Genomic DNA, 13,937 nt, shown 5'->3' with positions numbered 1-13,937 from the left:
GTCCCGCTCAGCGCACGCCGGCGTTACGCAGGGCCGCAGGCGTGAAGTCCTTGGCCGAGGCCTGGGTGCCGTACTGCACCGCGGTCTTCTCCTCGTTGGCCATGCCGATGGCGATGTAGCGCCCGGCGATGATGTCGTACAGCGCCTCGAACGCGTAGACCGGAACCTTCTGCGCATAGTGCTGCATGAGCATGGCCTCGCCGACGCGCCACAGCTGGCCACGCCCGTCGTAGTGCTCGGACAGGGCGATCTGCCAGGAGTCCTCGTCCACGTAGAAGCGGCGCTTGGCGTAGATGTTGCGCTCGCCCGCCTTGAGCGTCGCCTCCACTTCCCAGACCCGGTGCAGCTCGTAGCGGATCAGGTCCTGATTGACATGGCCGGCCTTGAGGATGTCCTCGTACTTCACCTGAGGCGTGGCCACGCGGTAGTTGTTGTAGGGGATCAGCATTTCGCGCTTGCCCACCAGTTTCCAGTCGTAACGATCCGGAGCACCGTTGAACATGTCGAAGTTGTCCGAGGTACGCAGGCCGTCAGCGGCAGTACCCGGACCGTCGTACGCCACCTGCGGCGCACGGCGCACGCGGCGCTGTCCGGCGTTGTACAGCCAGGCCATGCGTGGTTCCTTCACCTGATCCAGCGAGTCGTGCACCAGCAGCACGTTACCGGCCAGGCGCGACGGCGCGGTGACCCGCTGCTTGAAGAACAGCAGCGCGTTCTCCGCCTTGTCCGGGTCGATGTCCGGGATATTCTCGGGGAAGGCCACCTCGTCCTCGAAATGCACCAGGGTGTAGGCCCCGTTGGTCTGCGGCGACGCCTGCACGATGCTGCGCTTGAGGTTGCCGCCGCGATAGCGGGTGATGTGGTTCCACACCACTTCCAGACCGTTCTGCGGGATCGGGAAGGCGTAGTAGCGGCTGTCGGTGAAGTTGACCAGACCGTTGCCGCCATCGCGCAGGCCGGTCTTCAGCGCGCTGGTCCTGGCCGCGGCGTAGATGCTGTCGGGCAGCGCCGAGCTGCGGTGGGTCGGGTACACCGCCATGCGGTAGCTTTCCGGGTAGCGTTTGAACATCGCCAGTTGCCCGGCAGACAGCTGCTCGCGGTACTGCTCCAGGTTCTGCGCGGTGATGGTGAACAGCGGCTGCTCGCTGGCGTAGGGGTCACTGAGAAAACCGTTCGCGTCGACCTGCCCGGCATCGCTGGCCAGGCCACCGTTCCAGGCGGGGATGCTGCCGGCGGCGTTGCCGGCCATCTCCGCGCCCAGCGGCGTCAGGCTGCTACCGAGCTTGGCCGCCTCATCCGCACTGACCGCCGCCAGCACGCTGCCGGCCAGCAGGCTCAGGGAAAGTGCGCCGAGCATCTTCAGGGTTGTATTCATCTGCATTCCTCAACTGGTCCTGATGGCCTAGAAGCTCACGCCGAAGCTGAGCGCCAGGAAGTCGCGGTCCACCGCGACGTTGTAATCCCCGCCGAAGAAGTCGGTGTACGACAGGCTGGCGGTGTAGGTATTGCGGTAGTCGGCGTCGATACCGATGCTCACGGCCTTGGCACCCTCGTTGAACAGGCCGTTGGGGCCGTAGCCGTCGACGTCGTGCGACCAGGAGATGTTCGGCTTGAGGTTCACCCCGGCGATGGCGTTGCTGTACTCCCAGATGCCGCGCACGCGGTAGCCCCAGGAGGTGCGGGTGACGAAGCCATGGGTGTCGCCACGGAAACCGTAGGCGCCGAACAGCGAGTCACGCCCGTAGCGCAGGTCTTCGCGGCTCTCCAGACCACCGACGTGGGCCATGCCGACCTCGCCCACCAGGGTGAAGCGTCCGGCGCCCATCACCTGATCGAAGAAGTGGGTGAAGGTGGTCTGTAGCTGGGTGACCTCCTTGCGCCGGTAACCGATGTTGTCCTGCCCTGCCCCGGCCGAGACCGGCGCGGTGCCGGGCGCGATGGGGTTGAGCAGGCTCAGGGTCATGTCGGTGGTGTTGATCTGCAGCGGCATGTTCGGCCGATAGCTGACCTCGCCGCTCCAGGCGGTGCCGGTCGGCAGGGTGGTGGCGAAGCTCAGGCCGTAGAGGCGAATGTCTTCCGGGTACTCCAGGAAGTACTTGCCGTTGCCCAGCATCACGCTCTGCGCGAGACCAGCCCCCGAACCGGGAGAGATGCCATTGGCGGTGGCGATGATGTTGGGCAGCGCGGCCAGCGTCGCCAGGCTGGCATTCTGCGTGCCGACGATGGGTGTGCGGCTGTGATAGTTCATGAAGTACGCGCCGTACTCGGTCTCGTCACCCAGCCAGCGCAGGGCCACGCCCCACTGGCCGCTGTCACGCGCATCGCGATCTCCCGCACGCGGCAGGATCACCCCTTCGGAATCCACCTGAAAACCCTGGCCGAAGGCCGCTGCCACCGGTTGCAGCGGCGCGATGGCCGGCGAACCGATGTGATAGCCGCTGTCGCAACCGTCGGCGGCGACGTCGGCGGTGGAGAAGAAGGTGCCGCAGTTGTCGATCACCGTCTGGTCCCACTCCAGCTGGTAGAACGCCTCCATGCTCAGCTGGTCGCTCAGGCTCTGCGACAGGTAGAACATGTTGACCGGGATCAGGCCTTCCTTGAGCTCGGCCCCCGGCCGGCGGAAGGCGGCCACGTCGATGGGGTTGATCGAGTTGATGCTGTTGCCGATGAAGGTGCTCTCACCCCAGCTCACCACCTGTTTGCCGAGCCGCACGGTGCCAGGCAGGTCACCGATCGTGTAGTTGTGGTAGACGAAGGCGTCGAGAATCTCGGCGCCGGCGGACTTGGCGCCTTCCTTGCGATTGTGCTCGTCGATGTCCTTGAACAGACGGCTCTCGTCCTTGAGTTCGAAGTCGTACCAGTACTTGCCACGCACGAAGACGCCGGTGTCGCGATAGCGCAGCTCCAGGTCATGGGTGCCCTTGAAGATCTTCGAGAAGGTCTCGCCCTTCTTGAAGTTCAGGCGACCGTCGTCGCCGGTCTGCGCCTGCCCCTGACCGCCGTTGTTCGGCCCGATCAGGTCGCGGTCCGGGCTGCGCATCGACCAGCTGGCGCCGATCGACAGCGAGCTGTCGAACTGTCCTTCGATCTCGCCGATGTTGAAGGTGACGGCCTGCGCCTGCGCGGCGAAACCGACGGCGACGGCCAAAGCCAAGGTGTGCGGCTGGAATAGTCCGGGCCCTGTTGTTCTTGTCATGCGGGTCTCCTGAAGTGGGGTACAGCTGCAGGGAACCCTACGCAGCGACCGCGACCCGGTTAAGCGCACCAAGGAGGGATTTCATCTGTCGCTCGAAAGGATGAATGGCGCCCTGCAACGGGCCTGTGCGCGGTGACCCAAGCGCGATGAATGACGGACCATCAAGGGGACGGGGAACTTTCCCCCGGGCGGCCGAGCAGGCATGCTGCGCACCTACGCATCACGGGAGCGACACGATTCATGGAGATACTGCTGAAACTCTGCGCCTCGCTGGCCCTCGCCATGGGCGCGATCTTCGCCTTCCTGCCCGGCGCGTTCGGCCTGCTCAACTTTCGCAACGAACAGCGCCAGGCCTGGCTCAAGCACCTGGCAACGCTGAGCTGGTGGCTGCTGCTGCTCGCCCATCCGCTCGCGCTGTACCAGCTGTGGCAGGCCGATACCCCCTATCGCTGGCTGTTGCTGCCGGTGGGCCTGCACCTGCTGTTCTTCGGTGTGTTCGGGCGCAACGTCAGCACGCGCTGAAGCGCTTCAGCGCCAGCGGTCCAGCAGGTTCACCGCCAGCCGATCCAGCCAGCCCCACAGGCGTTGCTGGGCGCGACGCCACCAGGGCCTCTGCTGCCAGTCGTCGAGGGTGATCTCGCGGCTGACGGCAAAATCCTCGATGAAGCACGCCGCCACCGCCTGGGTGAAGCCCGGATCGAGTGCCTCGACGTTGGCGTCGAGGTTGAAACGCAGGTTCCAGTGATCGAAGTTGCACGATCCGACACTGACCCAGTCGTCCACCAGGACCATCTTCAGGTGCAGGAAACGGGGCTGGTATTCGAAGATGCGCACGCCTGCCTTGAGCAGCTTGGGGTAGTAGCGCTGGCCGGCGAAACGCACCGGCGGGTGATCGGTGTGGCGGCCGGCCAGCAGCAGGCGCACCTCGACGCCGCGCGCCGCCGCACGGCGCAGCGCTCGACGAATCTTCCAGGTGGGCAGGAAGTACGGCGTGGCCAGCCAGACGCGCTGGCGGGCCCCTCGCAGCGCCCGTAGCAGGGACAGCAGGATGTCACGGTGCTGGGCGGCATCGGCGTAGGCCACGCGGCCCAGGCCGAGCCCCGCCGGCGGGCAGTCCGGCAGGCTCAGCGCCAGCGGCTGGTGCTGCGGACGCCAGGCGAAGCGCGCCCGCCACTGGTGCTCGAACAACTGCTGCCAGTCGCCCACCAGCGGCCCTTCGATCTCCACCATGGCTTCGTGCCAGGGGCTGCGCGACTCGCTGGGCAACCAGAATTCGTCGGTGGCGCCCGTGCCGCCGACATAGGCCAGGCGGCCATCCACCAGCACCAGCTTGCGATGATCCCGATGAAAGTTGCGCACACCACGACGCCAACGCAGCGGGTTGTACCAGCGCAGCGCCACCCCGGCAGCCAGCAGGCGCTCACGCGCCGGCGCGGACAACCCCGCCGCACCGTAGGCATCGAACAGGCCACGCACCTGCACGCCACGGGCAGCGGCCCGGCACAGCGCATCGACCAGGCGCTCGCTGCACTGGCCATCCTCGATCAGGTACAGCTCCACCTCCACCTGCTGCGCGGCCGCGGCGATCGCGGCCAGCATGCGCGGAAAGAACACCGCGCCATCGAGCAGCAGTTCGAAACGGTTGCCCGCCCGCCAGGGGTAGATGGTGCCGCGCGACGCCACGCTCAGCGCCCCCGGCCGCAGGGCAGGATGCTTGGCCCCTGTGGCAAGAGGAACGCCCGCAGCGCCCCGTTACAGGCGGTGACGACAGGCAATGAGGGGAACGGCGAATGGCGCATGAGGGCTCGGAAAACGGCATGACCGGTCGGCCACGATAGCCGCCATGGGCCGCCTTGCAAAGCCCGCGCGCCCGCGCCTCGCCGTCCGCTGGCGCAGTCCCTGGAGCGCGCCGTCAGTCCGCGTCAGGCGTCACTCGTTGGGCAGCAGCTGGCAGCCCTGGCGCGCGCCCAGCCACGCGGCGCTGTGGGTACGCCCCAGGCCGCTGGCGGTCACGCGCCTGGCGTCTTCGTCGTCGAGCAGACTGCTGATCGGCACGTACTGCTGCACGTAGCCTTCGCAATAGGCCGCCGGATTGCCGCTGACGTAACGGCAGGAGCAGTACTCCTTGGCCGTGTAGGCGCCGATGATGTCGGGGAAGGCCGCCAGATGCTGGCGATTCGCCCAGGCCCAGGCCAGCAGCACGAGAAGCAGCAGGACCAGCACGCTGAGCAGCGGATGACGACGGATCATGGCTGTACCTCCGCGGCGAAGGCCGCCTGCACGCGCTTGAGCAATTCGTTGTGCTGGAAGCTGCCGTCGCGGTCATCGGCATAGCGCACCACCACCAGGTTCTCCTTCGGCAGCACGTACAGGCCCTGCCCCCAGTGTCCCAGAGCGGCGAGCGTATCGCTCGGTGCGTCCGGCCACGGTCGCGGCCGGCCCGGCAGCTCGGGGTTGAGCCACCACTGGCCGCCGGGTACGGCATCACCCGGAGCGACCCCCTGCGCCATGTAGGCGGCGAAGGGCGTGGAAACGAAATCGACCCAGGCCGACGGCAGCAGCTGCCGCTCGCCCCAGCGCCCGCCGCGCTGCATGAGCAGGCCGATGCGCGCCAGGTCACGGGCGGTCATGTAGGCGTAGGACGAGGCGATGAAGGTCCCGCTGGCATCGCGTTCCCATGCCGCGCTGGTGATGCCCAGCGGCTCGAACAGCGCGGTCCAGGGATAGTCGGCGTAGGCCTGCTGCCCGAGCATGCCGCGCAGGGTGGCGGCCAGGACATTGCTGTCGCCGCTGGAATAGCGGAAGCGCGTACCGGGCGCGGCGTCGGCCGCATGCGCAGCGGCGAACGCAGCCATGTCGCCACGCCCCCGGGTGTAGAGCATGGCCACCACCGACGACTTCAGCGGCGCGTATTCGTAGTCCTCCTGCCAGTCCAGACCCGAGGCCCAGTTGAGCAGGTGTCCCATCTTGATCTGCGGGTGCTCGGCCATCGCCGGGTAGTACTGCGCGGCCGCTGCATCGAGCCTGAAACGTCCCTCGCCATAGGCCACGCCGAGCACGGTGGCGAAGACGCTCTTGGCCATCGACCAGCTCAGGTGCGCGGTCTGCGCCGTGGTCGGTTCGGCGTAGCGCTCGTAGACGATGCGGCCATCGCGCACCACCAGCAGCGCGTCGGTACGAATGCCCGTGCGCTGGGCATCGTCACGTTCGGGGAAGGCATAGCGCTCCAGCTCGGCGAGGGCTGGCGTCTGCGCCGCAGACTGCACCTGCCAGTCGGGTTGCGGCCAGTTTTCCGCGTGGGCGGCGCCGGCAAGCAGGCTGAAGCCGAGCGTCAGGCTCAGGCGGCGAAGAGAACGGATCGACATGGCGGGCCTCGGTTTAATGACCGAGGCGCACCCTAGCATGCCGGCCACGACAGCTTGAAGCGCCTATTGCGCCATCTGCTGTACTCATCGGGGCAGGCAGTAATCCTCGGGGCCCATCAGGTCGAGGCCACACTCGAGGTTCTCGATCCAGTAGAGGAAGGCGCTGATCATCTCCGCCCCCACGAAAGGCCGGCCGTGCTGCGGCACGATCATCGCCACATCCATCTCGCGCACCATCGCCGCCCACAGGCGACAGGCCTTGTTGCCGGCCATGTAGCGACGGTGGAAGCCCTCCATGTTCGGCACATGGTTGACGAAGTCACGCACCGGCGTGGCGTCGTCGACCATCGACGCGCCCATGTCGCCGGAGAAGAGGATCTTGCTCACCGGGTCATACAGCTGGAAGTTGCCCACCGAGTGGAGGAAGTGCGCGGGCACCGCCTTGAGCTTGCACTTGCCCAGCGGAATGCTCTGGCCACGGTCCGGCAACGCGATGATGCGGTCGTAGGTATTGATGCCACGGCTCAGGGCCAGGTAATTGGCCGTCAGGTGCGGCAGGAAGCGGGCCCACAGCTTGGAGCAGATGACCCGTGCGCTGGTGTGCAGCAGCCACTTGTCCAGGGACGCGATGATGTCCGGGTCCTGGTGCGAGGCGAAGATGTAGGTCAGGTCCTGCACGCTGATGTGCTTGGACAGCTCCAGCGACAAGGGGGTGTACGTCAGGTCACCGCCCGGATCGAGCAGCAGGTACTGCTCGTTGTCGGTGATCAGGAACTGGTTGGATTGCACGCCCTCGCCGCTGACCAGGTCATCGAACATCAGGCATTGGTGGCTGCCGTTATCGAACAGCACGATGGGCTCGCGGCGCATGGAAACCTCTCGGAAAAAACGCGAGGCCACATTAATCCCATGCCCAGGGGCCGGCACTGATATGGATCAACAGCCGGCGACAATCCGTCGCGCTTTCTCCAGGCGCTTGCTGCGCGCCGCCTCGGCAATGCGCAGCAGGCCCTGGTCGCGCTGCCACAGCCCGGCCCAGTGCGCCGGGCCGGCGGCCAGCGCCGCATCCAGTTCGCCGGCCAATGCCTGCTGCTCGGCGAACAGGCCGGCCAGCAACAGGTGCGTAGTGGCCGCATTGGGCGCCTGCCGCGCCACCTCGGCGCAACCGGCCAGCAAGGCCTGCAGACGCAGCAGCAGGGGTTCGGGCCAGGCGCATTCACGCCCCACGCCGGACAGCCACGCGGCCACGGCGGTCAGCACGTGCAGATCCTCCAGGGTGCGGAAGGGTTTGACGTAGTCGTCCCAGCCATCGCCGGCCAGACGCTCGCCCTGCGCCTGATCCAGGTGCAGGCGGGCATGACCGATGTCGGGCATCAGCGGCAGCGCCGGCAAGGCTTCGATGCGTACACCCGGTGCGCCCTGGCGAACCACGCCGAGGGCCAGGCGCGGCGATTCGTCCGCCGCCTCCTCGCGCGCGGCCACCAGCAGCCAGTCGGCGCACTCGGCGGCGGTGACGAAGTCCTTGCGGCCACTGACGTAGAGGCCGTAGATGCGCGTGCTCATGTCCGCCGGGCGGGTGCTGCGGTTCTCCGTCACGCACAGGGCGCCGGCCGTCCACGGCGCCGCGGGCCAGAGCACCCGCAGCGCCGCCTGGTAGCCGGCAAGAAAGGCCAGGCCCGGCGTGGCCGCGCGCAGGCCGCCGACCAGCGCCAGCTCGAACGGTGCCGGCGTCCCCCCCAGGCTGGCCAGCAAGCGGCCATACCAGTCCTCCAGGCCCTGCTCCGCAGACAGACGCTCGACAGGCTGAAACAGGCTCGACCAGGGCATCGCAGATCTCCTTCGGCAGCGCCTCGGGCGCCGTCACATAAGCATCAAAAAAGCGTCACGGTGATGACACCACACCGACCTAGCCTGAGCTTGCCCAACAAGATCGACCGGCTGCAAGTAGCCAGCCGGCACACGGAGGATCAGGCATGACTCAAACCGCTCGCCGTCTGCAGGCCGAACGCCTGCAAGGCCCCGCCGCCCTGCGTGAAGCTCAGGCCTTGCGCTACCGCGTGTTCAGCGCGGAATTCGACGCCAAGCTCAACGGTGCCGAACTGGGTCTGGACATGGACGACTACGACATTCACTGCCGCCATATCGGTGTGCGCGACATGCAGAGCGGCGAGCTGGTGGCCACCACCCGCCTGCTCGATCACCAGGCCGCTGCCGGCCTGGGCCGCTATTACAGCGAGGAAGAATTCGCCCTGCACGGCCTGACCAGGCTGGAAGGTCCGGTACTGGAGATCGGCCGTACCTGCGTCGACAGCGCCTACCGCAACGGCGCCACCATCGCCGTGCTCTGGGGCGAGCTGGCCGAGGTCCTCAACGAGGGCGGCTACCGCTACCTGATGGGCTGCGCCAGCATTCCCATGCAGGACGGCGGCATCCAGGCGCAGGCGATCATGCAACGCCTGCGCGAGCGCTACCTGTGCACCGAGCACCTGCGCGCCGAACCCAAGCACCCGCTGCCGCAGCTGGACCTGCCGGGCAACGTCATCGCCGAGATGCCGCCGCTGCTCAAGGCTTACATGCGCCTGGGCGCGAAGATCTGCGGCGAGCCCTGCTGGGACCGCGACTTCCAGGTGGCCGACGTGTTCATCCTGCTCAAGCGCGACGAGCTGTGCCCGCGCTACGCCCGCCACTTCAAGGCCGCGGTCTGAAACGCGCTGGCGGCGGCGCGCCCTGCCCGCCGTCGCCGGCAGACAATCCGGCCGGCCATCGCCAAACGCCGTCATCCGTGGATAATGCCGGCACTCGTTTTCAAGCGGAGGCCTCGATGGCCAAACTGCGTCTTTCCCTGCGCCTCTTTCATCTGGCCCTGGTGATCGCCTTCGGTGCACTGCTGGCCGGCGTCGTCAGCCTGTGCGAGCGCGTCGCCCGGCATGACCTGATGCCCTTGCGGCAACGCCTGACCCGCTGGTTTCTCGCGCGCCTGGGCGGCGCCCTGCCCTTTCGCGTGACGGTCGCCGGCGAGCTGCCCGCGCAGCCGATGCTGTGGGTGGCCAACCACGTGTCCTGGACCGATATCCCGCTGCTCGGCGCCCTGCAGCCGATTTCCTTCCTGTCCAAGGCGGAAGTGCGTGCCTGGCCGGTGGCCGGCTGGCTGGCGCACAAGGCCGGCACCCTGTTCATCCGCCGCGGCTCGGGCGACAGCAACCTGATCGGCCAGCAGATCGGTCGTCACCTGCAGCAGGGTCACAACCTGCTGATATTCCCCGAGGGCACCACCACCGACGGCCTGGCCGTGCGCACCTTCCATGGCCGCCTGCTGAGCAGCGCCATCGACAGCGGCGTCGCCCTGCAGCCCGTGGCGATCCGCTACCTGCGCGCCGGCCAGCCCTGCCCGGTGGCGCCGTTCATCGGCGACGACGACATGCTTTCGCACCTGCTGCGCCTGCTTTCCAGCCCGGCGGGCGAAGTCGAGATCCGTCTCCTCGAGCCGATCCCCAGTGCCGCGCGCAGCCGCAACGAACTGGCGCGCCACAGCCAGGCGATCATCGCCAGCGCCCTGCAGGCGGACCTGCCACTGGGTCAGGCCGAAGCGGCCTGACCCGACACCCTCAGGCGGCTGGCGGAACGATCAGCGCGTCGCTGTCGATCGTCGCCAGCAGGCGGTTGGCCACGCTGCCCAGGAAGAAACGCGAAACGCCCTCGCGCGCATGCGTGCCGAGCACCAGCAGATCGCCGCCGGACTGGCGCAGGGCGTCGCCGACCACGCCCTCGGGCGAACCGATCTGTACCAGCAGGCGTTCGTGATCGAGGTTCACCCCGACTTCGGCCAGCCGCTCGCTCACCTGCTGACGCTGCACGTCCCGCTGGTCCTCCAGCACCTCGGCGCTGATCCCGACCTCCATCACCGCACCGGCGGCCACCGGCTCGACCGCGCTGGCGACATGCAGCTGCTCAGGCACCAGCAGGCCCAGCTCACGCGCGCGCACCAGGGCCTGTTGCGCGGTCCGCGAGTGGTCCATCGCCAGCACCGCATGGCGGTATGCATGCGTCACCGGGCCGTTGACCCGCAGCACCGGCAGATGGCTGCTGCGCACCACCCGCTCGAGCGTGGTGCCGGAGAAGAAATCACGCAGCGGTGATTTGCGATGCGCCCCCACCACCAGCAGGTCGGCGCCCATGCCCTGGGCACTCTCGACGATGACCACGTCCGGCTCGCCGGTGCCGACCAGCACCTGCGGGCGGCAACCCGCCTGCTCGGCCAGTCGCTGCGCCTGGCTCTGCAACAGGGTCTCGGCCTGCTGCACCTGGCGCTGGACGATCTCGACCGGCGCGTCGTCATCGATCACATGCAGCAGGCACCACTCGCCACCGCCCTGCTGACGGATCAGTTGCACGGCGCGCTGCACCGCATGCGCCGAGCGCTCGGACAGGTCGGTCGCTACCAGAATCTTGATCATCTCGTTTCCTCCATGCGTTTAACACCGAGTTACATTCAAGCCTCTCCTGACCCGCCACTCGTTGATGCAAGTCAGGTCGGGGGCGGTAAAGCCAACTAGGGTATCCCTGACGATTCGCTCGGCCGAGGAATGCGCCAGCCAGCTACCGCCCGGCCCACCGCAGGAGACACGCCCCATGGGCAACCGCCCCTCTGAACATAGTGACCGCGCCTGGCACGAATTGACTGCACAGCAGGCCCTCGATGCGCTGCACAGCACGCCGGGCGGGCTCGACAGCGAGCAGGCCCGGGCGCGCCTGCAGCAGCACGGCGCCAACCGCCTGCCGCCCCCGCAGAAGCGCGGCCCGCTGCTGCGCCTGCTCTACCAGTTCCACAACGTGCTGCTGTACCTGATGCTGGGCGCCGCGCTGATTGCCGCCCTGCTCGGCCACTGGGTCGACACGGCGGTGATCCTGGCGGCGGTGCTGATCAACGTGGTCATCGGCTTCATCCAGGAGGGCAAGGCCGAGAATGCCCTGAACGCCATCCGCGACATGCTCTCGCCGCACGCCATGGTGCGCCGGGACGGCGAGCGCCACGAGATCGATGCCGAGCAGCTGGTTCCCGGCGACGTGGTGCTGCTGGTCTCCGGCGACAAGGTGCCGGCCGACCTGCGCCTGCTCAGCGTGAAGAACCTGCTGGTGGAAGAAGCGGCGCTGACCGGCGAATCGGTACCGGTGGAAAAGTCCGTGGCGCACTGCCGCCAGGACGCCGCCCTGGGCGATCGCCGCTGCATGGCCTACTCCGGCACCCTGGTCAGCAGCGGCCAGGCCAGCGGGCTGGTGGTCGCCACCGGCGCGGACACCGAGCTGGGCCGCATCGGCGCCATGCTGCAACAGGTACAGGCGCTGTCCACGCCGCTGCTGCGGCAGATCGAGCAGTTCAGCCGCTGGCTGGCGGTGATCATCCTGGTCCTCGCCCTGGCCACCTTCATCCTCGGCACGTTCTGGCACGGGCAGAACCCCGGTGACATGTTCATGATGGTGGTGGCGCTGACCGCCTCGGCGATCCCCGAGGGCCTGCCGGCCATCATGACGGTGATCCTCGCGCTCGGCGTCCAGCGCATGGCCGGGCAGAACGCCATCGTGCGGCGCCTGCCGGCCGTGGAGACCCTGGGCTCGGTGACGGTGATCTGCTCGGACAAGACCGGCACCCTGACCCGCAACGAGATGACCGTGCAGCGCGTGGTCAGTGCCGAGCGTGTCCTCGACGTCAGCGGTGTCGGCTATGCGCCGGAAGGCGCCTTCCATCTGGACGGCCAGCTGCAGGAACCCGACCACGCCCTGCTGGAAACGGCGCGTGCGGCGCAGCTGTGCAACGACGCCCACCTGCAGCAGGACGCGCATGGCCACTGGCGGCTGCACGGCGACCCCACCGAAGGCGCGTTGCTGACCCTGGCGCTCAAAAGCGGCCTCGACATCCAGGCGCTGCAGGCGCAACTGCCACGCAGCGATGCGATTCCGTTCGAATCCGAGCATCGCTTCATGGCCACCCTGCATCACGACCATGCCGGCCAGGGCCTGGTCTACCTCAAGGGCGCCCCCGAGCGCCTGCTGGACATGTGCGCCAGCCAGCGCCTGGCCGATGGCAGCGATGCCCCGCTGGACGCCGACTACTGGCGACGCCAGGCCACCGATCTGGCCGCCCGTGGCCTGCGCCTGCTGGCCCTGGCCAGCAAACCGGCGGCGGCCAGCCAGCGCACCCTGAACTTCAGCGACGTGGAGACGGGCCTGACCCTGCTGGCGCTGGTCGGCATCATCGACCCGCCGCGAGAGGAAGCCATCGCCGCCGTCGCCGAATGCCAGCAGGCCGGCATCCGGGTGAAGATGATCACCGGCGACCACGCCGAAACCGCGCGCGCCATCGGCGCCCAGCTGGGCATCGGCATCGGCCTGCCGGCGATGACCGGCGCCGAGCTGGAGCTGCTCGACGACCGCCGCCTGCGGGAGGTGCTACCCGGCGTGGAAGTCTTCGCCCGGGCCAGCCCCGAGCACAAGCTGCGCCTGGTACAGGCCATGCAGGACAGCGGTGAGGTGGTGGCGATGACCGGTGACGGCGTCAACGATGCCCCGGCGCTGAAACGCGCCGACGTCGGCGTCGCCATGGGCCACAAGGGTACGGAGGCGGCCAAGGAGGCCGCCGAGGTGGTGCTCGCCGACGACAACTTCGCCACCATCGCCGGCGCCGTGCGCGAAGGCCGGGCGATCTACGACAACCTGAAGAAATTCATCCTCTTCGCCCTGCCGACCAACGGCGGCCAGGCGCTGATCGTGATCTTCGCCATCCTGTTCCAGGCCGTGCTGCCGCTGACCCCGGCCCAGGTGCTGTGGATCAACATGGTCACCTCCTGCACCCTGGGGCTGGCCCTGGCCTTCGAGCCCAGCGAGCGCGGGCTGATGCAGCGCGCCCCGCGCGCCCCCGACGAGCCGCTGCTGTCGGCCTTCTTCGTCTGGCGCGTGCTGATGGTCTCGGTGCTCATCGCCAGCGCCGGCATCGGCCTGTTCCTCTGGGAGCTGGAACTCGGCAATAGCGTGGAAAGTGCCCGCACCATCGCGGTCAACGCCGTGGTGATGTGCGAAATCTTCTACCTGTTCAACAGCCGCAGCCTGCTTGGCCCGGTGCTCAGCCGCGAGGGGCTGCTGGGCAACCCGGCCGTGCCGCTGACCATCGCCCTCTGCCTGGTGCTGCAACTGCTGTTCACCTACGCGCCGCCGCTGCAGGGCGTGTTCGGCTCCGAGAGCATGAGTGCCGACGAATGGCTGCGGGTGCTGCTCGCCGGGGTGACGCTGTTCGTCGTCGCGGAACTGGAGAAATGCCTGGTGCGGCGCTGCGGCCTGCATGCCCGGGCGACCTGAGCGGCGGATGCATCGCCAAGCGCTGCGCC

Annotated in this window: 12 protein-coding genes; 4 read left to right on the top strand and 8 right to left on the bottom strand. The window is 68.0% G+C overall.

Features of this window, described 5'->3' with window-relative positions; genetic code table 11:
- Positions 1-7: 7 nt before the first annotated feature.
- Together JLK41_RS05665 and JLK41_RS05660 are read right to left on the bottom strand one after the other, a co-directional pair.
- Positions 8-1,375, bottom strand: a complete 1,368-nt coding sequence (locus JLK41_RS05665; RefSeq protein WP_037047415.1) for a DUF1329 domain-containing protein — start codon at positions 1,373-1,375, stop codon at positions 8-10.
- A 27-nt stretch (positions 1,376-1,402) separates the two neighbouring features.
- The gene (locus JLK41_RS05660; RefSeq protein WP_037047005.1) at positions 1,403-3,196 is read right to left on the bottom strand and encodes a DUF1302 domain-containing protein; all 1,794 of its coding nucleotides are present in this window, start codon (positions 3,194-3,196) and stop codon (positions 1,403-1,405) included.
- 240 nt (positions 3,197-3,436) lie between these two features.
- On the opposite strand from JLK41_RS05660, the gene JLK41_RS05655 reads away from it, so the two are divergent.
- Entirely contained in the window at positions 3,437-3,718 is a 282-nt protein-coding gene (locus JLK41_RS05655) for a hypothetical protein (RefSeq protein ID WP_037047003.1), read from the top strand.
- 6 nt (positions 3,719-3,724) lie between these two features.
- On the opposite strand, the gene JLK41_RS05650 is transcribed toward JLK41_RS05655, so the two are convergent.
- The 5 genes from JLK41_RS05650 to JLK41_RS05630 all read right to left on the bottom strand — a co-directional run bounded on the left by JLK41_RS05650 (position 3,725) and on the right by JLK41_RS05630 (position 8,388).
- Positions 3,725-4,879 (bottom strand): phospholipase D-like domain-containing protein, encoded by a 1,155-nt coding sequence (locus tag JLK41_RS05650; protein ID WP_244976476.1) that lies wholly within the window; start codon positions 4,877-4,879, stop codon positions 3,725-3,727.
- 246 nt (positions 4,880-5,125) lie between these two features.
- Positions 5,126-5,446 (bottom strand): hypothetical protein, encoded by a 321-nt coding sequence (locus tag JLK41_RS05645; RefSeq protein ID WP_037046999.1) that lies wholly within the window; start codon positions 5,444-5,446, stop codon positions 5,126-5,128.
- Positions 5,443-6,561: a serine hydrolase domain-containing protein gene (locus JLK41_RS05640; RefSeq protein ID WP_210390532.1), complete on the bottom strand. Its 1,119-nt coding sequence runs from the start codon at positions 6,559-6,561 to the stop codon at positions 5,443-5,445. The genes JLK41_RS05645 and JLK41_RS05640 overlap by 4 nt, the downstream gene beginning before the upstream one ends.
- Before the next feature lie 84 nt (positions 6,562-6,645).
- On the bottom strand, positions 6,646-7,431 hold the full coding sequence (locus tag JLK41_RS05635; RefSeq protein ID WP_037046995.1) for an oxygen-binding di-iron domain-containing protein: 786 nt from the start codon (positions 7,429-7,431) through the stop codon (positions 6,646-6,648).
- A 66-nt stretch (positions 7,432-7,497) separates the two neighbouring features.
- Complete coding sequence (locus JLK41_RS05630) at positions 7,498-8,388, bottom strand: acyl-CoA dehydrogenase middle domain-containing protein (protein ID WP_037046993.1); 891 nt, start codon at positions 8,386-8,388, stop codon at positions 7,498-7,500.
- Between the two features lie 146 nt (positions 8,389-8,534).
- Between JLK41_RS05630 and olsB the strand changes: the two genes are divergently transcribed.
- Positions 8,535-9,266, top strand: a complete 732-nt coding sequence (gene olsB / locus JLK41_RS05625; RefSeq protein WP_037046991.1) for an L-ornithine N(alpha)-acyltransferase — start codon at positions 8,535-8,537, stop codon at positions 9,264-9,266.
- Between the two features lie 116 nt (positions 9,267-9,382).
- Entirely contained in the window at positions 9,383-10,156 is a 774-nt protein-coding gene (locus tag JLK41_RS05620) for a lysophospholipid acyltransferase family protein (protein ID WP_134677725.1), read from the top strand.
- 10 nt (positions 10,157-10,166) lie between these two features.
- On the opposite strand, the gene JLK41_RS05615 is transcribed toward JLK41_RS05620, so the two are convergent.
- Entirely contained in the window at positions 10,167-11,015 is an 849-nt protein-coding gene (locus JLK41_RS05615) for a universal stress protein (protein WP_037046986.1), read from the bottom strand.
- 175 nt (positions 11,016-11,190) lie between these two features.
- On the opposite strand from JLK41_RS05615, the gene JLK41_RS05610 reads away from it, so the two are divergent.
- Positions 11,191-13,908: a cation-transporting P-type ATPase gene (locus JLK41_RS05610; protein WP_210390531.1), complete on the top strand. Its 2,718-nt coding sequence runs from the start codon at positions 11,191-11,193 to the stop codon at positions 13,906-13,908.
- Positions 13,909-13,937: the final 29 nt, after the last annotated feature.

Source organism: Ectopseudomonas khazarica (assembly GCF_017915135.1).
Lineage (GTDB): Bacteria > Pseudomonadota > Gammaproteobacteria > Pseudomonadales > Pseudomonadaceae > Aquipseudomonas > Aquipseudomonas khazarica.
Note: the sequence above shows the minus strand (reverse complement) of the source record. Positions and strands in the feature narration are given on the sequence as shown.

Coding starts and splice junctions, on each gene's coding strand:
- JLK41_RS05665 (WP_037047415.1), bottom strand. CDS start 1,375: ATGAATACAACCCTGAAGATGCTCGGCGCACTTTCCCTGAGCCTGCTG.
- JLK41_RS05660 (WP_037047005.1), bottom strand. CDS start 3,196: ATGACAAGAACAACAGGGCCCGGACTATTCCAGCCGCACACCTTGGCT.
- JLK41_RS05655 (WP_037047003.1), top strand. CDS start 3,437: ATGGAGATACTGCTGAAACTCTGCGCCTCGCTGGCCCTCGCCATGGGC.
- JLK41_RS05645 (WP_037046999.1), bottom strand. CDS start 5,446: ATGATCCGTCGTCATCCGCTGCTCAGCGTGCTGGTCCTGCTGCTTCTC.
- JLK41_RS05640 (WP_210390532.1), bottom strand. CDS start 6,561: ATGTCGATCCGTTCTCTTCGCCGCCTGAGCCTGACGCTCGGCTTCAGC.
- JLK41_RS05635 (WP_037046995.1), bottom strand. CDS start 7,431: ATGCGCCGCGAGCCCATCGTGCTGTTCGATAACGGCAGCCACCAATGC.
- JLK41_RS05630 (WP_037046993.1), bottom strand. CDS start 8,388: ATGCCCTGGTCGAGCCTGTTTCAGCCTGTCGAGCGTCTGTCTGCGGAG.
- olsB (WP_037046991.1), top strand. CDS start 8,535: ATGACTCAAACCGCTCGCCGTCTGCAGGCCGAACGCCTGCAAGGCCCC.
- JLK41_RS05620 (WP_134677725.1), top strand. CDS start 9,383: ATGGCCAAACTGCGTCTTTCCCTGCGCCTCTTTCATCTGGCCCTGGTG.
- JLK41_RS05615 (WP_037046986.1), bottom strand. CDS start 11,015: ATGATCAAGATTCTGGTAGCGACCGACCTGTCCGAGCGCTCGGCGCAT.
- JLK41_RS05610 (WP_210390531.1), top strand. CDS start 11,191: ATGGGCAACCGCCCCTCTGAACATAGTGACCGCGCCTGGCACGAATTG.